13 protein-coding genes and 3 tRNA genes are annotated in these 20,419 nt (G+C 55.3%); 5 read left to right on the forward strand and 11 right to left on the reverse strand.

Annotation, left to right across the window (positions count from 1 at the left end; genetic code table 11):
- Nucleotides 1-88: 88 nt before the first annotated feature.
- The 9 genes from MELB17_RS15255 to alaS all read right to left on the reverse strand — a co-directional run bounded on the left by MELB17_RS15255 (nucleotide 89) and on the right by alaS (nucleotide 10,365).
- Nucleotides 89-1,903 carry a sensor histidine kinase gene (locus tag MELB17_RS15255; RefSeq protein ID WP_007351193.1) on the reverse strand — a complete coding sequence of 605 codons (1,815 nt, stop codon included), beginning with the start codon at nucleotides 1,901-1,903 and terminating at the stop codon, nucleotides 89-91.
- Between the two features lie 114 nt (nucleotides 1,904-2,017).
- Nucleotides 2,018-4,198: a TRAP transporter permease gene (locus tag MELB17_RS15260; protein WP_007351194.1), complete on the reverse strand. Its 2,181-nt coding sequence runs from the start codon at nucleotides 4,196-4,198 to the stop codon at nucleotides 2,018-2,020.
- 82 nt (nucleotides 4,199-4,280) lie between these two features.
- Nucleotides 4,281-5,258, reverse strand: coding sequence for a TAXI family TRAP transporter solute-binding subunit (locus tag MELB17_RS15265; RefSeq protein WP_007351195.1), 978 nt, complete (start codon nucleotides 5,256-5,258; stop codon nucleotides 4,281-4,283).
- A 290-nt stretch (nucleotides 5,259-5,548) separates the two neighbouring features.
- A tRNA-Arg gene (locus MELB17_RS15270) sits at nucleotides 5,549-5,625 on the reverse strand.
- Between the two features lie 36 nt (nucleotides 5,626-5,661).
- Nucleotides 5,662-5,738, reverse strand: a tRNA-Arg gene (locus MELB17_RS15275).
- A gap of 67 nt (nucleotides 5,739-5,805) precedes the next feature.
- Nucleotides 5,806-5,895: transfer RNA gene (locus MELB17_RS15280), tRNA-Ser, on the reverse strand.
- A 127-nt stretch (nucleotides 5,896-6,022) separates the two neighbouring features.
- Nucleotides 6,023-6,220, reverse strand: a complete 198-nt coding sequence (gene csrA / locus MELB17_RS15285) for a carbon storage regulator CsrA (protein ID WP_007351196.1) — start codon at nucleotides 6,218-6,220, stop codon at nucleotides 6,023-6,025.
- 180 nt (nucleotides 6,221-6,400) lie between these two features.
- A complete protein-coding gene (locus tag MELB17_RS15290) occupies nucleotides 6,401-7,633 on the reverse strand; it encodes an aspartate kinase (protein WP_007351197.1) in 1,233 nt (410 codons plus the stop codon).
- Between the two features lie 101 nt (nucleotides 7,634-7,734).
- Complete coding sequence (gene alaS, locus MELB17_RS15295) at nucleotides 7,735-10,365, reverse strand: alanine--tRNA ligase (RefSeq protein ID WP_007351198.1); 2,631 nt, start codon at nucleotides 10,363-10,365, stop codon at nucleotides 7,735-7,737.
- A 141-nt stretch (nucleotides 10,366-10,506) separates the two neighbouring features.
- Here alaS and MELB17_RS15300 point away from each other — a divergent pair, with 141 nt between their 5' ends.
- Nucleotides 10,507-11,040, forward strand: a complete 534-nt coding sequence (locus MELB17_RS15300) for an RDD family protein (RefSeq protein ID WP_007351199.1) — start codon at nucleotides 10,507-10,509, stop codon at nucleotides 11,038-11,040.
- Between the two features lie 67 nt (nucleotides 11,041-11,107).
- Here MELB17_RS15300 and lptG read toward each other — a convergent pair whose 3' ends face one another.
- Complete coding sequence (gene lptG, locus MELB17_RS15305; RefSeq protein WP_007351200.1) at nucleotides 11,108-12,169, reverse strand: LPS export ABC transporter permease LptG; 1,062 nt, start codon at nucleotides 12,167-12,169, stop codon at nucleotides 11,108-11,110.
- Nucleotides 12,162-13,310, reverse strand: a complete 1,149-nt coding sequence (lptF, locus tag MELB17_RS15310; RefSeq protein WP_007351201.1) for an LPS export ABC transporter permease LptF — start codon at nucleotides 13,308-13,310, stop codon at nucleotides 12,162-12,164. The genes lptG and lptF overlap by 8 nt, the downstream gene beginning before the upstream one ends.
- A 190-nt stretch (nucleotides 13,311-13,500) precedes the next feature.
- On the opposite strand from lptF, the gene MELB17_RS15315 reads away from it, so the two are divergent.
- The 4 genes from MELB17_RS15315 (at nucleotide 13,501) to iscB (ending at nucleotide 20,143) form a co-directional block, all read left to right on the forward strand.
- Nucleotides 13,501-14,994, forward strand: coding sequence for a leucyl aminopeptidase (locus tag MELB17_RS15315; protein ID WP_007351202.1), 1,494 nt, complete (start codon nucleotides 13,501-13,503; stop codon nucleotides 14,992-14,994).
- Nucleotides 14,981-15,505 (forward strand): DNA polymerase III subunit chi, encoded by a 525-nt coding sequence (locus MELB17_RS15320; protein WP_007351203.1) that lies wholly within the window; start codon nucleotides 14,981-14,983, stop codon nucleotides 15,503-15,505. Before MELB17_RS15315 ends, MELB17_RS15320 begins: the two co-directional genes overlap by 14 nt.
- 130 nt (nucleotides 15,506-15,635) lie before the next feature.
- Nucleotides 15,636-18,506, forward strand: a complete 2,871-nt coding sequence (locus MELB17_RS15325; RefSeq protein ID WP_007351204.1) for a valine--tRNA ligase — start codon at nucleotides 15,636-15,638, stop codon at nucleotides 18,504-18,506.
- A gap of 293 nt (nucleotides 18,507-18,799) precedes the next feature.
- Nucleotides 18,800-20,143: an RNA-guided endonuclease IscB gene (gene iscB / locus MELB17_RS15330; protein WP_083796407.1), complete on the forward strand. Its 1,344-nt coding sequence runs from the start codon at nucleotides 18,800-18,802 to the stop codon at nucleotides 20,141-20,143.
- The last annotated feature ends 276 nt before the right edge of the window (nucleotides 20,144-20,419 follow it).

The raw sequence follows: 20,419 nt of genomic DNA on the forward strand, positions 1-20,419 counted from the left end.
GTCACCGCCAGATCATCCAGGGTCAGGGCCTGGGCAATGGCTTTACGTATATCCGGCTCATCATCCACGAAGATTACGTCAGTTTGACTCATACCGGGGTGTCCCGCTTTTTCAGTGTGAATTCAAATTCCGCGCCCGCGCTATCGCTGCGATTGCGGCCGCTTAAGCGGCCGCCAAGCGCATCAACAATCTGGCGCGAGATGGATAGCCCCAGCCCCAGGCCCTGCTTAACAGGTTTGGTGGTGTAAAACGGTTCGAACAGCTGTTCGGTATTAGCCGGCAGGCCCCCGCCATTGTCGCGCACCCGGCACAGCCAACAGCCCTGATGCCACACCACGTCTATGGTGATAACCGGCTGCGCGCAACCCTCTAGCGCATGCACTGCGTTGGTCAGAAGATTCACCAGCACCTGCTCGATGCGGATTTGGTCACCATGGCACCACACTGGCTGCAGTGGTCGCTGCCACTGAATATCAATGTTGCCGCTGTTTTTCTGCGCCGCGATGATTTTCAAAGAGGCGTCCACCGCCGGGCGTAAATCGACAATGCTGGGTGGCCCTTCGGATTTGCGCGCGAATACTTTGAACTGGCGGGTCAGTTCTGCCATTTTGTCACACAGCAGCACGATCTCTACCAGGTTGGCGTCTACCATATTGCTGGCGCCTTTTTGCAGAAAGCGCCGACTGTTGCGGGCGTAGGTCTGAATTGCGGTCAGCGGCTGGCTCATTTCATGATTCAGGCCCGCCGACATCTGCCCCAACACCGCTAGCTTTGCGGCCTGTATCAGCTCCTGCTGGGTTTCCCGCAGGTCAGTCTGGGCTTGCTCTCGCTGCTGTATCTCTTCAACCAACATCTGGTTAGAACGTTCAAGGTCCGCGGTGCGCTCAGCCACGTTCAACTCCAACTGCTGGCCTCGCAGGGCCAGTTCGGCCTCGCGGCGATAGCGTTCACGCATGTACAGCCAGGTCAGCAACACCCCAAAGTAAAGCGCCATACCTCCAAGCACAAAACCCAGGCGCGTCCAGATAACCGACTGGGTACTCACCATTATCTGCAGCGTCCAGTCCATTCGTGGCAGCGGCGTGCGAACACTGAGGTATTCATGACCACCGCCATTTTCACGAACGCGAACGGTGCCGGACTGACCCGACAAGCCCCAAGGTTTATCCAGATAATCGAGCTGAACCGGTTCCAGATCCCGCTCCGGATAGCGTCGGCGCGAGGCCTCGCCGGGTGCAGGACTATCGCTGCCAGTAAAGTCACGGAACAGCCAACGGGGCTGGCTGGACAGAAAACTGACTCCAGCGGCATCCAACACCAGCATTTCTGCTTCGCGCCTTAAGGACGGCCGTGCCCACTGAGATTCCAGTTCATGCACCAGCACTTTTACCGCCACTACTCCTAGCACCTGCCCGTGTTCGTCACGAACCGGATGGGAAAAATACAGGCCGCGCACCCCTGAGGTGGAACCCAAAGCAAAATAAATAGCAGAACCGCCTCTTTCGATCGCTTCGAAAAAATACGGCCGGAAACTGAAGTTGCGACCGACAAAGCTGCCAGCCTGCTTATAATTATTGGCCGCGATGGTCAACCCAGACATATCCATCAGATATACATCTGAGCCGCCTACAATGGTGGCCATGCGTTGCATTTCCTCATTGGCCTGCAGAATAACATCCATGTTGTCTGGCGCGCTCAACGCAGTCGCCAGCAGCGGATGCTCGGCCATCAATTCGGGAATGGGCAGGTAGCGGTTGAGCTCATTGGCCACTAACTGGCGATAACGGAAAGATTCCACCAGGCTTTCCTGCTCTACCTGGCGGTACCCTACCCAGCCGCCAAGAATCCAGGCCGCTGCAAGCACCACCAAAAACATCAGCACAGCGCCAAAACGAAAGAACATACACTGGCCTCTAAAACACCATTAAAAGCACCGTTAAAAACCCCAAGGCGAGCGCCAAACCGGCACAGTACAACACCACTTATGGGTTATTCTGCGCCGGCTTGGCGCCGAAACTCAGGCTACTGCCGAGCGTTCACGGCGCTGGCGCTGACTGATATAAGCTGCGACCGCCATACCGATACCCGTCAGATCCGTTAGCCAGCCGCCCTCAATCATCAGCAAGGCCGCTGTAATCAGCACTATGCGTATGACCCACGACGCTGAAACCTCAGCAAACCAGCCCAGTACACCGCCTGACAGGATATAAACCCCAAACAGCGCGGTGACCAGCGAACGGACAATTTCAAACCATTCGGCGTTCATCAGCAAAGCGCCATTATAGAAGAACATAAATGGAACAATGAAGGCAGCAATACCAATGCGGAACGACGCCACCGAGGTTTCCATGGCGTTGGCCCCGGAAATACCGGCTGCGGCGTAAGATGCCAAAGCCACCGGCGGAGTAATCGCGGAAACGACGGCAAAGTAGAACACGAAGAAGTGCGCCGTCAGAGGTTCGATACCCAGCTGTACCAGCCCTGGAGCTACCACCGACGCGGCCACCGCATACGCAGCCGTGGTGGGCATCCCCATGCCCAACAAAATGGAAATGAACATGGCAAAGATCAGTGCCAGCAATTGGCTGGTCGCGGCCACGTCCAGCAGCAACACCGAGAATCGCGCGCCCACGCCAGTCAGCGAGATAACGCCCACAATCACGCCAGCTGCGGCACATACCACGATAATCTGGATGGCCATGTAAGACGCCATTTCCAATGCCTTCAGAATAAGGCCTATGCCCATTTTGTTGGGCGAAAACCAACTCACCACCGCAGCGGAAACGGTGGCCAGGGTGCCGGCACGAATCACCGAATAGCCCATAAACAACGCCACGATCAAAATAATGATCGGTACAAACAGGTAGCACTGTTTGATCAACTTGCGCAATTTCGGCAATTCATCTTCGCGCATGCCACGCATACCGGTTTTGGCGGCTTCAAAATCCACCATGAAGTACACAGAGGCGAAATACAGAATCGCCGGAATAATCGCGGCAATCGCAATTTCGGTGTAAGGAATACCGGTAATTTCCGCCATGATAAAGGCGCCTGCGCCCATGATCGGTGGCATGATCTGGCCGCCGGTAGACGCAGCCGCCTCAACCGCGCCCGCGGACTTCTTGCTGTAGCCGACTTTTTTCATTAACGGTATGGTTAAAGAACCGGTTGACACAACATTGCCGGCACTGGTGCCGTTGATCATACCCATCAGGCCAGAGGCAAAAATAGACACCTTTGCGGGGCCCCCGCGGGAGCGACCAGCGATGGAGAAAGCAAAGTTCACAAAATAATCACCCACTTTTGAGGCCTGTAGAAACGCCGCGAAAATGATGAATAGAATAATGTAGGTAGACGACACAGCTGTGGTGGGCCCAAGAATACCGGCATCGGTATAAACCTGGCTAAAAAAGCGCTGTACCGACAAACCAGGATAGCCCAGGAAGCCCGGCAGATAAGGCCCGGCAAACACATAGACCAAGAACACCAGGCCGATAATAACCAAAGCCAGGCCAGCCATACGGCGAGTCAGCTCCATTATCAGCGCAACACCGGCAACCGCAGCAAAGGAGATACCAATCGGTGCAAACGATGTGCCCGTCGCCATCCGCATAGAGGTATTGTAAGCCATCAGAAAGTAACCAGCGACCGCAACTGAACACACCACCAGTACCAGGTCCGGCAGACTGAAGCGCGAACGTTCACGCTGGTGAAACCAGCTCATAACAATTGTCACGCCCGTTACAGCGAGCAGCGGCCAGCCGAAATGCCAGGTTTCCAGGTTAACGGGAATACGCAAAGCGCCGTCTTGCACCATTTGCCAAAACGTGAACACCTGATAGCAAACATAGAGCGCCGGCAGCATGGCGACAGCGCTTATCCAGGTGGTCCAACGATGGCGGACGCCGCCCTCTTCAGCGGACACAAAACGGGCACCGGCAAACAGTATGAAGCCCAATATCAGGGCACCAGCGATGTGGACTATCCGGAAAGACCAGGTCTCCAGAGGTGCAATATTCAGAGCATAAAGGTGAAACGACGAGTAACCAATAGCCAGCAGCGTCACAAACTTCAGCAGGTTACCTTCAAACAGGCGGCGATTACTTTCTATGGGTTCTTCGTCCACATCATGGGCAAGCACATGATCTGTGCTCTCCTCAATGTCAGAGAAGTCTTTGGGTTTTTGTTCGAGGGTCATGGGATATCCTGCCAGCGGGCAAATCGGAGCCGGCAAGCAGCCGGCAAATTAACCGGAGGCGCAGGCGCCCCCGGTGACAGCGTTACTTGATGTTGCTTTGCTCGATGGTGTAACCGTTTTCGTTGAACCAACGCGCCGCGCCTTTGTGCCACGGCAATACTTTGTTCTTGGTGTAATTTTCAGGAATGGAGAATTGAGCTGCCTTATGGATCGACACCATTCTCTCGTTGTTTTCCATCGTCAGCTTGGTAATTTCATACACCAGGCTCTCCGGCACGTCGCAATTGGCCATGGCGAAGTTCCACATAGACACTACGCGAGATTCCTTTTCCAGAGACTGGTAGGTATTGGCCGGAATGATAAATTCGGATACGGGGAAGTTATCAACCACTTTTTTTGCTTCAGCGTCGGTCATGCCAATGATGTTCACATCGGTCTGCACTTCCAGCTGACTGACCGCAGGAATCGGAATACCGGCGGCAAAGGCGACAACATCAATCAGGCCATCCTGCAACTGGGTACCCAAGTCTGACCAGCTGCCATTGCGGCGCTCGAAGTTCACACCCAACGTTTCCATCATGCGCGGAAAGTAGGTGTCTGAGGTGGAGCCGGCCGGACCAAAGCCGATGGTTGCGCCATCCGGAATGTCAGAAATAGAGGTAATACCCGAGCTGGTCAGGGCCGTTACGGAAAACGGCGTTTCGTACATGGGGAACATGGCGCACACGTTGTCCATTTTCATGCCTGGCGCTATTGGGCTGTTGCCCTCCATGGATTCCCGTGCAGGGCCCATAGTGGTCAGACCAAACTTCAGGTCGCCGGTGTGTACCAGAGCCATATTCTGCATCGGGCCGCCGGTAATTTCAGCGCCGCCTGATATGCCCAGGTTTTCTGCGACAAAGTTGGCCCATCCGGCACCGTACGCGAAGTAGGTGCCACCCTGACTGGCGGTGCCTACGGTGAAGTTGTCAGGCCAGCCTGCCCGATCCTGGGCGGCGACCGGATTTGCAACGGCCAGCGTGGAGGCGAATGCCACTGCCATAACGACTTGGGTTTTCATAAAGGATGCTCTCCGGATTATTGTGTTGTTTTAGTGCTCATCGAAGCCCGCACGGCCCCGATTGCCTGTTAACTTAGCAAGGCCCGGGCCAGATAATAATTAATCAATTGAAACAGGTTCTTATATTAAATCGAGGATTTTCAACGATGGCAAATGGGTGAAAACCGACACATTCGAGAAAAACAGGGAGGAAATACGGGTAAGTAATGACACGTACGGCGAGGTGCGAAGGCCCAATGCAAAACGCCCCGATCTGTGTTTCCACACATCGGGGCGTTCTGGTCGTAATTTGGTGCGGCTGGGAGGATTCGAACCTCCGACCGCCTGGTTCGTAGCCAGGTACTCTATCCAGCTGAGCTACAGCCGCTAAAACTTGGGTGTTCAGACATCTTAACTTAAAAAGTGGTGCGGCTGGGAGGATTCGAACCTCCGACCGCCTGGTTCGTAGCCAGGTACTCTATCCAGCTGAGCTACAGCCGCGCATTGGTCACTTTCATTTCTTTGGTTGACTGCAACATCAACCGGCTCTCTTTCCTGTAATAGGAAATGGCGGAGAGGGAGGGATTCGAACCCTCGGTACACTTGCGCGTACGGTTCCTTAGCAGGGAACTGGTTTCAGCCACTCACCCACCTCTCCTTAAGAACGGGGCGTATATTACCACGTTTTTTATGTTTTCATAGGGTTGAACGAATTTTTTTACATTTGATGTTCTTTAAAACAAAAAACCGCTCCTGAAATTCGCAAGCGGCTTTTTTTTGACCCGCTAGTGGTTGCCCGGCTCAGCCTCATCGGAATTTTTCTCCGCCTGAATGCGCTGATAGATTTCTTCGCGGTGAACAGCAACTTCTTTGGGTGCATTCACACCAATCCGTACCTGGTTTCCTTTTACCCCAAGCACAGTGACGGTTATTTCGTCACCTACCATCAGGGTCTCGCCTACGCGGCGCGTTAAAATCAACATATCCCTACTCCCTCTGAAAAAGCGACCTATTCTTAAATAGGTGCCTCGTACGCGCACATTTATAGCGGAATTACGCGCCCTCCCGAAACCGCACATTCCCTTATACGGGGATGTGCGTTAGCCGGTTCAGCGAATGAACATCCTATCAAGCGATGATACAGCGGGCATAGACCCATTGCTTCAAGCTTCTACCAGGGGCTTGTCCAGTTCAAAAGCCGAATGAAGCGCACGTACCGCAAGCTCAAGGTACTTTTCATCAATCACCACGGAAATTTTAATTTCCGAAGTAGAAATCATCTGAATGTTAATACCTTCGTTAGACAGTGCCTCGAACATCTTGGTGGCAACACCCGCGTGAGAACGCATACCAACACCGACAATACTGACTTTGACGATCTTTTCGTTTCCGATGACCTCGCGTGCGCCTAGCTCGGCTGCTACCGAGCGAAGCACATCGCCGGCGCGTTTGAAGTCGTGACGCAGAACAGTAAACGTAAAGGCGGTTCTGTCGTCTTCACCCACGTTCTGGACAATCATGTCCACTTCAATATTGGCATCACTGATCGGCTTCAGAATACGCAGTGCACTGCCAGGCGTATCCGGCACACCGGATATGGTCAGCTTGGCTTCGTCACGATTGAATGCAATGCCCGAAACGATTGGTTGTTCCATAGTGCTATCATCCTCAATGGTAATCAGGGTGCCCTCGCCTTCCTGAAAGCTGGACAGCACCCGTAACGGAACGTTGTATTTACCTGCGAATTCCACAGCGCGAATCTGCAGCACTTTGGACCCCAGACTGGCCATTTCCAGCATTTCCTCAAAGGTAATGTGAGTCAACCTGCGAGCGGAATCCACCACTCGCGGGTCGGTGGTATAAACCCCGTCCACATCGGTATAAATCTGGCATTCATCGGCTTTCAACGCGGCTGCCAAGGCCACCGCGGTAGTGTCTGAACCACCGCGACCAAGGGTGGTAATGTCACCCAGATCGTCCACTCCCTGAAAACCTGCCACCACGACCACACGGCCGGCATTCAGATCTTCACGCACATGTTGTTCATCAATGTGCTGAATACGAGCTTTTGTATGGGCACGGTCGGTTAGGATGCGCACCTGTGAGCCTGTGTAAGAACGAGCCTCGCAACCCAGCTTCTGTAATGCCATCGACAAGAGTGCAATGGTCACCTGTTCGCCGGTAGACAGAAGCACGTCCATTTCACGCTGACCGGGCTCATCAGTAATGTTACTGGCCAGGCCAATCAAGCGGTTAGTTTCACCGCTCATGGCTGACACCACGACAACGATGTCGTGCCCGGCCTTACGAAAGCTAAAAACCTTCTCTGCAACCGCTTCGATACGCTCGGTAGTGCCTACCGAGGTGCCACCAAATTTCTGTACATACAGGGCCATAGTATTCCCACTGTCTAGACCGGGACTCAGGGCGGAGGTTGATCCGTCCGTCAAATCAATCGGGCGCGATTATAAACCCTCGCCCGCAGCAACAACATGCATTACTGACTATTTTTTTCAACCCAGCCAGCAACACCCGCCAGAACCTCAGTAAGCCTGGAGGCATCGTTACCCCCGCCCTGGGCCATGTCAGGACGACCGCCGCCCTTACCATCCAGTTGCGCGCACAGGTGCTTCATAATGTCGCCAGCCTTGACTCTGCCGGTCGCTGATTTGGTCACGCCAGATACAAGCGTGACCTTGCCATCTTCAACGCTAGCCAAAACCACGACGCCCTCACCCAACTTGTTTTTCAGCTGGTCGGCCGTTTCCATCAGCGCCTGGCGATCCGCTCCTGGCATTTCAGCAGCAACCACCCTTAAACCCGCCACTTCAACCGCAGACGACGCTAAATCGCTGCCGGCCGAGCTGGCCAGCTTGGCCTTCAAGCCGTCGATTTCTTTCTCCAGCTGACGATTACGGTCCAATGTCTGCTGCACTTTCTCGACCAGCGACTCGCGGGAGCCTTTCACCAGCCTGGCCGCTTCGCGCAAGGTGCGTTCGGCGCTGCCTACCCATTCCAGAGCGCCAAAACCGGTGACCGCTTCAATGCGGCGAACGCCGGAAGCGATACCGCTTTCAGAGGTAATACGCATTAGACCAATATCACCGGTGCGATTAACATGGGTACCACCGCAAAGCTCAACCGAGTAGCCATCTGAGCCCATGCTCAGAACCCTGACGGAATCGCCGTACTTTTCACCAAACAGCGCCAGCGCGCCCTTGGCCTGGGCCTGTTCCATGTCGGTCACTTCTGTGGCTACCGAGGTATTTTCCAGAATCTGCTGGTTAACCTGGCGTTCGATTTCCTGCAGATCTGCGGCGCTGACGGCCTCGAGATGCGAGAAGTCAAAACGCAGTTTGTCTGGGTCTACCAGCGAGCCTTTCTGGCTAACGTGCTCGCCCAGAACCTTGCGCAAAGCCGCATGTAATAGGTGGGTGGCGGAGTGATTACGCTTGGTGCGTTCACGGCGCTCATGATCAATGCGCGCATCCACTTCCAGGCCCGGGAACAGTTCACCTTCAACCACCGTGCCGATATGAAGGTGGTTGTTGCCCTCTTTACGGGTGTCGGTTACTTGAAAGCGGCCACCGCTCCAGGTCAATAGTCCGGTGTCGCCGACCTGGCCGCCAGACTCCGCGTAAAATGGCGTACGCTCCAGCACAATGATGGCTTCGTCGCCGGCTTCGGCGTTTTTGTGTTCGCTGCCGACAATCACCGAGCGAATGCGCTCGTGGCCATCAATATTCTGGTAACCGCTAAATTCGGTCACGCCCTCAAGCTTTAGGCTTTCCGCGTTGTAATCAATACCAAATTTGCTGGCCGCCCGGGCGCGCTCGCGCTGGGCTTCCATTGCCTTTTCGTAGCCTTGGTAATCCAGAGTCAAACCGCGTTCACGGGCGATGTCGTTGGTCAGGTCGACCGGGAAGCCATAAGTGTCGTATAGGGCGAACACGGTTTCGCCGGGAATCACATCACCTTTAAGCTCGGCAATGTCCTGTTCTAACAGGCGCAGGCCGTTATCCAGGGTTTTTACAAACTGCTCTTCTTCTTGCAGCAGTACTTTTTCGATCTGTTTGTGGCTGCTGACCAGCTGCGGGAAGGCTTCGCCCATCAACTCAACCAACGCACCTACTAACTTATAGAAGAAGGGGCCGTTGGCACCGAGCTTGTTACCGTGGCGGGCGGCGCGGCGGATGATCCGGCGCAATACAAAGCCACGGCCTTCGTTTGACGGCATAACGCCATCGCCAATCAGAAAGCAGCAGGAGCGGATATGATCTGCTACAACACGCAGCGACGCTTCGGTGGTGGCAACGCCGCCGAGCACGTCAGAGGCGGCTTTCAGCAGATCCTGAAACAGGTCAATTTCATAGTTACTGTGCACGCCCTGCAATACCGCGGTCACTCGCTCCAGACCCATGCCAGTGTCTACCGACGGTTTGGGCAGGTTGAGCATTTCGCCGTCAGCGGTGCGGTTATACTGCATGAACACCACGTTCCAGATTTCTATGTAGCGGTCGCCGTCTTCGTCCGGGCTTCCCGGAGGGCCGCCGGCTACATCGGGGCCGTGGTCAAAAAAGATCTCGGAACAAGGGCCGCAGGGGCCGGTATCGCCCATCTGCCAGAAATTATCTGAAGAGTAGCGGCCGCCGGCGTTGTCGCCAATACGGACAATGCGCTCGGCAGGCACGCCAATTTCCTGGTTCCAGATATCAAAGGCTTCGTCGTCTTCGGCGTACACCGTGATCCACAACTTTGTTTTTGGCAGGTTCAGCCACTGTTCAGAAGTCAAAAAATTCCAGGCAAAATTAATGGCTTCGCGCTTGAAATAATCGCCAAAGCTGAAGTTGCCCAGCATTTCAAAAAACGTATGGTGGCGAGCCGTATAACCGACGTTTTCCAGATCGTTGTGCTTGCCGCCGGCGCGCACGCATTTCTGCGAACTGGTGGCGCGAGTGTAGTCACGCTGTTCACGGCCCAGAAACAGGTCCTTGAACTGGTTCATGCCCGCGTTCGTAAACAACAAAGTGGGATCATCTGCCGGCACCAGTGAACTACTGGGAACAATGGCATGGCCCTGCTGGTTGAAGTATTCAAGAAACGCCTGTCGCAACTCTGCCGTTTTCATAGCCCTTTGATACCTTTCCATAAACCCGACCAAAACTGCGCCAGGTTCGCGATTGAATTCGGATACTTACATGATTGTACAAATCGGCTACTCTAGCACACGCCAACATCCTGAAAAACGTGAAACATCACCGGAGACCGCATGCCCAAACGCTTTCACAATGCCGACGTGCTTTTGCCGCCAGCAACCGGACTAAAACGTGGCCTGGCCATTACTTATGACGCACTCATCAGCATTGCTGTGTTGCTGGTTGTTACCTGGGCATACACCCTGATCGCCGGCCAGTTGACCGGTTGGGAAAAATACGAACAAATGGCGGCAGCTGGGCAGATTAAAGGCGGCCCAGGCCTGACGTTTACCCTGTTTCTGGTGCTGTACCTGTTTTTTGGCTATTTTTGGATCCGGGCGGGCCAAACACTTGGAATGCAGGTGTGGCGGGTACGCATTCAGAATCTGGACGGCCTGTCAGTAAGCTGGAGCCAGGCTCTGCGCCGTTATGTGACGGCGGCCGCTATTGTGTTTCTAGCATTATTGGCAGGCTACTACCTGGGTGCTGTCAGCCTGCTATTTTCCATTCCTGCGATCTTTACTCTGTTCGTACCCATTAACGGGCTGTCGCTGACCGACCGAATGTCAGACAGCGTTGTCGTTGAGGTCGAAAAGAAAAAGCTGTGACTGCAAACCGGGGACAGACTTCACACCCAAAACCGGGGACAGATTTTAAATCTGTCCCCTATTAACACTAACCTGCACGACGCATTAGTAAAATACCAATGCCAGCGTTCACCGCGATAGGCACCAGTACCGCCAGAATGGGCTCGAAACCGTAGACCACGCTCATTGGCCCCAGCAAATCTTGCATGTACTTAAACGACAGGCCTACCAACAGGCCGGTAAACACCCGAAAGCCCATGGTGACCGAGCGCAGCGGGCCAAAAATAAACGAAATTGCCACTAACACCATCACCGCGGTTCCCAGTGGCATTAACGTCTTCTTCCAAAACGCTAACCAATAGCGCGACGCGCTCAAACCCTGCTCGTCCAGATAGCGGGCGTAGGTCAGCAGGCCGGTCATCGCCAAGTTCTCTGGCTTTACAATCAATACGCTCAGTACGCTGGGCGACAAACCAGACTCCCAACGCAGCTGGTTATGAGTCACCCGGGTGGTGCCCTGCTCTGCCAGCTCGGTGGTTTGTACGTTTTCAAGAATCCAGTGATCGCCTTGGTAAATCGCCCGCTCGGCAAAACTGGCGGCTAACAACTGGCGCTGCTCGTTAAAGCGGAACATGGAAATGCCAAAAAGCACACCACTGGGCTGCACGGCATTCATGTGAATAAATACATTACCTTCGCGATGCCACAAACCCGACGCCGCGGCCACGTTGCTACCTGCACCCAGCGCAACGGCCTTTTCACTTTGCGCAATGCGCTCCGCCGGCGGCGCCAGGTATTCGCCAATACCCACACCCAATAGCACCACAAACAGCGCTGGTTTCATGGCAGACCAGACAATGCGTTTTATGGAAACGCCGGCGGCGCGGATAACCGTCAGCTCGGAAGAGCTGGCCATCGAACCCAATCCCACCAGGCAGCCCATAAACGCGCCCAACGGCAAATAATCGTAAATCCGCCGCGGCAGCGTCAGAAACACATACCAAAGAGCATCCAGGGTCTGGTAGTTATTGGCTGTGCCGTCCAACTCGGCAATAAACGCGAAAATCAAATCCAACGACAGCACCACCACCATCACCAAAAACATGGCGCCGCCAACGGTTTTCATCACATAGCGGTCAATCTTATGCATGGGTAGGCCCCGCGAGCTCTGCACGCTGCAAGCGGCGCTTGCGCAACCAGGCCGGGCCGAACTGCAGCCAAAGCCCCAGAGCCAGAAACAATCCGTGCACCCAGAACATGCCAATCCACTCTGGCACCTTGCCATCGGCCAGCGCATCACGAGCCACAATCAATAGGCCGAGATAGGTGATATACACCAACATCGCAGGCAACAGGTGGAAGAACCGGCCCTGACGAGGATTTACCCGGCTCAACCGAACCGCCAGCAGGGTCACCACCGGCACAATAAAGGGCAATGAAAAACGCCAATGCAGCAGCGCTCGCTGTTGCGGGTCGTTAGACTTCATCAATTGCCCGGTGCTAAGGCCTTCTTCCAGCTCTTTTGTACCACTCTTGCCGCTGACAATTTTTAGACCGTAAGCTTCAAATTCGGTGGTGTTGTAATCCAGCTGGCCGGCGTTACCCGCGTAGCGCCCGCCGTTTTTCAAAATCAGAAAACGGCTTCCTGTCTGGGCATCTACCAACTGGGTGCCCGTTTCGGCGGTGATTATGGTCAAACCTTCGCCATTCTTGCCAAACTCGGCGATAAATACACCCTGCAGCTCGCGCTTGTCGTCACTCAGCCCTTCGGTGTAAGTCACTCGCCCACCAGAGGTAAAGTCCTGAAAGCGCCCCGGCGCCAATAGCTCGAATTCGGTGGCTTTGCGCTGTTCGTTGAATATCTCCTCGACCTGTTTCATGCCCCAGGGCGATACATACAGGCTCATGGCAGCGACCACCAGCATCACCGGCAAACTGCCAATCAGAGTTTGGCGCAAAATATCGCCTTCACTGACGCCGCAGGCGAGCAACACGGTCATCTCGCTTTCCAGATACATGCGGCCATAAGCCAACAAAATTCCGATGAACAGACCCAAAGGCAAAATCAGCTCGAGGAAACCGGGAAAACGGTAGGCCATCACTGAAAACAGCACGCCCGCAGAAATCTCACCTTCTGCCGCATTACCCAGATACTTTAAAAAGCGCCCGCTCATGAACACCATCAACAGAATGGTGGACACAGCAATCATGCTGATCATGATCTGACGAATGAGGTAGCGAAAAATAATAGTCAAAGCGGTCTCTCTGGCCGAGCCGGTAACGGCGCCCATTGATGGAAGAAAACGCCAGCAGCGGCTATTCTAAGTAACCTTGCAGACGATTGACAGGGCCGCGCCGCGCCCAGCGAGTCAGCCACAAGTCCTCGCCAATGCTTGATAATTCATCGCATTGCCCCAATATTAATACTCACATTCAATTCGTATAACAGAATCACTAACAAAATCACTAACAGGAGTTGCCATGAATTTTACCTTAAGCAGCAAAGCCCTGGACACCATCAGCGCTGACTGTCTTGTACTGGCGTTACCGCAGAAAGGCGAATGGCCCGCCAGCACCAGCGCGGCAGACAAAGCTCTGGATGGCTTGATTGGCAAGCTGCAAAGCGCCGGCGACATCAGTGGCAAAAACGCATCGGTACAGACTGTTCCGCTGACCGACAGCCATTGGCAGCGCCTGTGCATTGTCGGCACCGGTGATGACGAAAGCCGCACACCGGCCAACTATCGCAAGGCTTTAACTGCTGCGGTAAACGTTCTGAAAGACGGCCCCTCAAAACATGCCATTGTGGCCTTGGCTGACACCCAGCTAACCGGCGACAGCGCAACGACCTCTGAAAGAGCTCGCCTGAGCCTGATCGGCCGCAGTCTGGAAGAGCACCTGTACACGTTTAACCAGTATAAGAGCGAGCAGCCTGCTGCGCGTAATCTGAATAAAGTCACCGTAACCGCCTCTACCGGCGGAAAAGCCGAGAAAGACGCCTTTAACCTCGGTCTGGCCACCGGCCGCGGCATGAACTTTACCCGCGACCTGGGTAATACCCCGCCCAACATCTGCCACCCGATCTGGCTGGCGGAACAGGCCGAAAAACTTGCCAAAGACCACGACTGCATCAAGACCGAAATTCTTGACGAAAAGCAGATGGCCGACCTGGGCATGAACACCATTCTGGCCGTGGGCAAAGGCAGCCGCCAGCCGCCGCGCTTCATTATAATGGAATATCGTGGCGGCAATGCCAAAGACAAGCCCCACGTGTTAGTGGGTAAAGGCATCACCTTCGACAGCGGCGGCATCAGCCTGAAGCCCGGCGAAGGCATGGACGAGATGAAATACGACATGGGCGGTTCGGCCGCGGTGTTCGGCGCCATGCAGGTCATCGCTGAAATCAAACCAAAAATTAACGTTGTGGCCGTAATCGCAGCCGCTGAAAACATGCCCGACGGCAACGCCAGCCGCCCCGGCGACATTGTTACCACTATGTCTGGCCAGACCGTTGAAATTCTCAACACCGACGCCGAAGGCCGCCTGGTACTGTGCGACGCCCTGACCTACGTGAAGAGGTTTGACCCGGCGGCGGTTATTGACCTGGCCACCCTCACCGGCGCCTGCATCGTCGCCCTGGGCCACCACGCCACTGGTTTACTGGCCAACAACGATGACCTGGCCAACGAACTGCTGGCCGCCGGCGACCGCGCCAACGACAAAGCCTGGCGCCTGCCGCTTTGGGAAGAGTACCAGAGCCAGCTCGACAGCAACTTTGCGGATATGGCAAACATCGGCGGACGTCCCGCTGGAACCATCACCGCGGCCTGCTTCCTGGCCCGCTACGCCAAAGATTACCGTTGGGCCCACCTGGACATCGCCGGTACTGCGTGGCATTCCGGCAAAGCCAAAGGCTCTTCAGGCCGCCCGGTACCCATGCTGGTCGAATACCTGATGTCCCATGCCGGCAACTAAGCCGCCTGCTGTGCATACTACGGAAACCGGCAGCGCTGCTGCCGGTGCTCCCACACCAGAGGCTGGGCAGGAAGATAAAAACCAGCGCTACTGGTTCCATATCCTGCGCCAGAACACCCCCGCCGCACGCAATCTACACGCCGCCAAACTGGTCAACAAAGCCTGGCAGCAAGGGGATCGCGTGGGCATTGTGTGCGACACCCTCGAACACGCTCAAGAATTGGACGACCTGCTGTGGAACTTCAGCCCGGATGCCTTCATTCCCCACAGTGTGATTTCCGAAGCCAACACGCCCTGCAAAGACCCCGTCGGCATCCTGCTGCATCCGCCGGCCGCCGAAGACTGGGATACCGTGATTATTCTCTGCACCGAACTGCCGGCCCACGCCGACCAATTTAAGCGCCTGGCATTGATTGCTCAGAATGATCCGGTGGTTTTGGATCAGGCCCGGTCCCACTTCAAACAGTTACGTGCATTGGGCATTGAGGCGCGAGTTCACGATCAGCGGTAGCAATAATTTAATCAGTCGTTTAAACCAAAGCTGAAACCCCCACTTCATGGCCCGACCGCGGGCGACCATGTATAATCATGCGTCTAAAATCTCCTCTCGAATTCACCAATACGGCCACCAGCAAAAACCCATGGAAAAAACCTACCAGCCAGAAAACATCGAGCGCCAGTGGTACGACAACTGGGAATCTAAAGGCTACTTTCGGCCCCATTCGGAAACGTTAGAGGGAAGCGAGGGTGAGTCTTACAGCATCGCTATTCCGCCACCGAATGTGACCGGCAGCCTGCACATGGGGCATGCCTTCCAGCACACCATTATGGACACCCTCACCCGCTACAAGCGCATGCAAGGCCACAACACCCTGTGGCAGGTAGGCAGTGACCACGCAGGCATAGCCACCCAGATGGTCGTTGAGCGCAAGCTGGCTGCGGAAGAAGGCAAAACCCGCCACGATCTGGGCCGTGAAGAGTTCATTAAGCGTATCTGGGAATGGAAGGAAGAGTCTGGCGGCACCATTACCGACCAAATGCGCCGGCTGGGCAATTCGGTAGATTGGGACACCGAACGCTTCACGATGGACGACGGTTTCTACAAGGCCGTGCAGGAAGTGTTTGTACGCCTGTACGAAGACGGCCTGGTGTACCGTGGCAAACGCCTGGTGAACTGGGATACGAAGCTGCACACCGCGATTTCCGATCTGGAAGTGGAAAACAAAGAAGAGAAAGGCTTTTTCTGGCACCTGCGCTATCCACTGGCCGACGGCGCCACCACGCTGGATGGCAAAGATTACCTGGTGGTCGCCACCACCCGCCCGGAAACCATGCTGGGCGATACTGCCGTAGCCGTTCATCCGGACGACGAGCGCTATCAGCATCTGATTGGTAAGTTCGTGATGCTGCCGCTGGTGAATCGCCGCATTCCGGTGATTGCAGACCACCACGCCGACCCGGAAAAGGGCTCCGGCTGCGTTAAGATTACCCCGGCTCATGATTTTAATGACTACGCCGTGGGCAAGCGTAACAATCTGCCGATGATGAACGTGCTGACTCAGGACGCCAACATCCGCCAGCAAGCAGAAATATTTAACAGCGACGGCACTGAAAACACCGATCTGGACGCTTCGCTGCCCGCCGCCTACGCCGGGCTGACTCGGGAAGACGCACGCAAGCAGATCGTGGCTGACATGGACGCAACTGGCCTGGTTCAGCTGGTGGAAGATCACGTGTTAAGCGTGCCCCGCGGGGACCGTTCCGGCTTGATCATCGAGCCGATGCTGACGGATCAATGGTTTGCCGATGCCAAAACTCTGGCTAAGCCGGCCATTGAAGCGGTTGAAGACGGCCGCATCCAGTTTGTGCCCAAGCAATACGAGAACATGTACTTTTCTTGGATGCGCGATATTCAAGATTGGTGTATTTCCCGCCAGCTGTGGTGGGGCCACCGTATCCCCGCTTGGTACGACGCCGAGGGCAACATTTACGTGGGCCGCAGCGAAGAGGAAGTGCGCCAGAAGCACAGCCTGGCAGCCGATTTTGCGCTAAAGCAGGACGACGACGTTCTGGACACCTGGTTCAGCTCTGCCCTTTGGACATTTGGCACTCTGGGCTGGCCGGAGACTACCGAGCGGCTGAAGACCTTTCACCCGACAGACGTTCTGGTGACAGGCTTTGATATCATTTTCTTCTGGGTTGCGCGGATGATCATGATGACCACGCACTTCATGAAAAATGAAGACGGCACACCCCAGGTTCCGTTCAAAACCGTTTACGTCACCGGTTTGATCCGCGACGAAAACGGCGAAAAAATGTCCAAATCCAAGGGCAACGTGATTGACCCGCTGGACATGATCGACGGCATCGACCTGGCGCCCTTGCTGGAAAAGCGCACTGGCAACCTGATGCAGCCGAAGCTGGCGAAGAAAATTGCCAAACAGACCGAGAAGGAATTCCCCGAAGGTATCTCTGCCCACGGCACCGACGCCCTGCGTTTCACCCTGGCGGCCATGGCCACCACCGGCCGTGACATAAACTGGGACATGAAGCGTCTGGAAGGCTACCGCAACTTTTGCAACAAGCTGTGGAACGCCGCCCGTTACGTACTGATGAACACCGAGGGTGAAGGCTGCGGCGTAAACGGCGAACCGGTGGAACTGTCGCTGGCCGACCGCTGGATTATCAGCGCCCTTCAGCAGTGCGAGCAGGATGTGGCCCGTCATTTGGACCAGTATCGCTTTGATCTGGCCTCACAGGCGCTGTACGAGTTTATCTGGAACGAATACTGCGACTGGTACCTGGAGTTGTCCAAGCCTTCACTGAGTGACGACAGCGCCAGTGCGGAAGCCAAGCGTGGCACCCGCCGTACACTGGTGCGCGTGCTGGAAACCGTTTTGCGTCTGGCGCACCCGATTATGCCGTTCATCACCGAGGAAATCTGGCAGCGCATTGCACCGCTGGCAGGCAAATCCGGTGACAGCATTATGCTGCAGCCGTTCCCGCAGGCTGATAGCAGCCGCCAAGACGATCAGGCGGTTGCGGATATTGAATGGTTAAAGGGCGTGATTGTGGCGGTGCGTAATATTCGCGGTGAAATGAATATTTCTCCGGCGAAAAAGATTCCTGTTCTGTTCCGTGGCAATAGTGCAGACGGCCAGCGCAGGATGAATGAGAACCGTCAGTTCCTGAGTTCGCTGGCCAAGCTTGAGAGCCTGGAATGGTTTGAGGGCGATAATGCGCCCATGTGCGCCACTCAACTGCTGGGCGATATGGAAGTGCTGGTGCCTATGGCCGGTCTGATTGATAAGGATGCAGAGCTTAAGCGGCTGGATAAGGAGCTGGAGCGTCTAGGTAAGGAAATTGGCCGGCTGGAAGGCAAGCTGGGTAATGAGAAGTTTACGGCCAAGGCACCGGCAGATGTTGTAGCCAAGGAGCAGGAAAAGCTGACCGAGTTCCAGAGCAACGCGGCTCGACTGCAGCAGCAGCGTGCTGACATTGAGGCCATGTAGGCGTCAACTACCCCGCCCTGAAGGACGGGGCTTGTAGAAAACACCCTGCAAGCCAGGTTGACCAGGGAAAGCGGACACCAATCCGCTACGTTTATCACAGGTCGCTAAGACCCACCGTCGAATGCTTCCTCAGTTCGGCGCTCTGGAAGACTGGGATCACGCTGGCGAAAGGTAAAGCGCCGAAGGTTCCGGTCGCTGCGCAAGCGGGAGCCGGTGATAGACATTCCCGAGGGGAGACGAATCGCAAGATTCGCGTCACAAGGCCCGTAAGGGCATTCATTGAAAGGAAAACGATGTCGGTCTTCGTACTGGATAGACGCAAGCAACCACTAATGCCATGCTCGGAAAAGCGCGCACGGCTTCTGGTCGGCCGTGGTCGAGCCGTGGTAGTGCGTGCGTATCCGTTTACGATCCGGCTGAAAGACCGTACCGGTGGCATCATACAGCCGGTCCGTATCAAGATCGATCCCGGCAGCAAAACCACCGGGATTGCAGTGGTTCGAGAAAGCGGCCAGAAGCAACACGCTCTGGCGTTAATGGAGTTGGCTCATCGCGGTCGCCAGATCAGCAAGTCTCTGGAGCAACGTCGGGCGTTTCGCCGGCGTCGTCGCAACCAGCTCAGGTACCGGGCACCCAGATTCCTGAATCGAACCAAGCCCAGGGGCTGGCTGGCCCCGAGCCTGCAACACCGGGTGGATACCACGAAAAACCTGGTGAATCGGCTTCGGTCTTTGGTGCCGGTTGAATTTATCAGCCAGGAACTGGTTCGATTCGACACGCAAAAGATGGAAAACCCGGAAGTCAGCGGTGTCGAATATCAGCAGGGCACCTTGCTCGGCTACGAGGTCCGCGAATACCTTCTGGAGAAGTGGGGGCGCGAATGCGCTTACTGCACCGGTAAAGACACCCCTCTTCAAATTGAGCATATCGACCCAAAAGCCAACGGTGGCTCGAACCGGATCAGCAACCTGACATTGGCGTGCCGGCCATGCAATCAGGAGAAAGGCAGGCAGCCACTTGCTGATTTCTTTGCATCGTCCAAGCGGCTGAAAAACCACCAGGCCAGACTGGATCGCATTCTAAAACAGTGCAAAAAGCCCTTAAGGGACGCCTCCGCGGTTAATTCAACCCGGTGGGCGCTGTATCAGACCCTGAAGAAAACGGGCCTGAAGGTTGAAGTGGGTACCGGCGGCCGTACCAAGTTCAATCGTCGGCGACTAAACATTCCTAAGACACATGCGCTGGATGCGGCTTGCGTCGGAGAAGTTGAGATCGTAGAGGGCTGGAACGTTCCAACCTTGGCGATCAAAGCCACCGGACGTGGCAGCTATCAGCGTACCAGACTCACAAGATACGGTTTCCCTCGTGGCTATCTGATGCGCCAGAAGAAAGTCCAAGGGTTTCAGACCGGCGACATGGTGCGAGCCGTGGTGCCAACAGGCACGAAAGCCGGCACCTGGTTGGGTCGTGTGGCGGTTCGTAAAACCGGCAGCTTCAATATCCAGACAAGTAGTGGTGCTATTCAAGGAATATCTCATCGCCACTGTGTTTTAACCCAGCGAGCGGATGGCTACGGCTATCACATCCAACCCAACCAACCCAAGGAGGAGGGAGACAGGGAACACGAGTCGCGCTGACGCACGACGCGCACTCCCTCCCCGACCTGAAGGACGGGGTATCCCGCGCAAAATGATGAATGTGGGTGTTAAGCGTTCCGGGGGTGGCGGGCAGATCGCCATTCTTGGAGCGGGTTCAATGGGGCGGCTATGGGCCGCCCTTTTGCCGTCTTCGCATTGTGGGTTTTTGCCTCGGCTCTCGGGGGATAGTTCCGAGCTTGAGCTAGGGAGGTGCTTCAGTCGTCAGGTAGGCCTTCCCGAAACACGCTGTGAATACGTCCTTGTACGCTCTGCTCC

Origin of the sequence: Marinobacter sp. ELB17 (genome assembly GCF_000169375.1) — a bacterium.
Taxonomy (GTDB): Bacteria; Pseudomonadota; Gammaproteobacteria; order Pseudomonadales; family Oleiphilaceae; genus Marinobacter.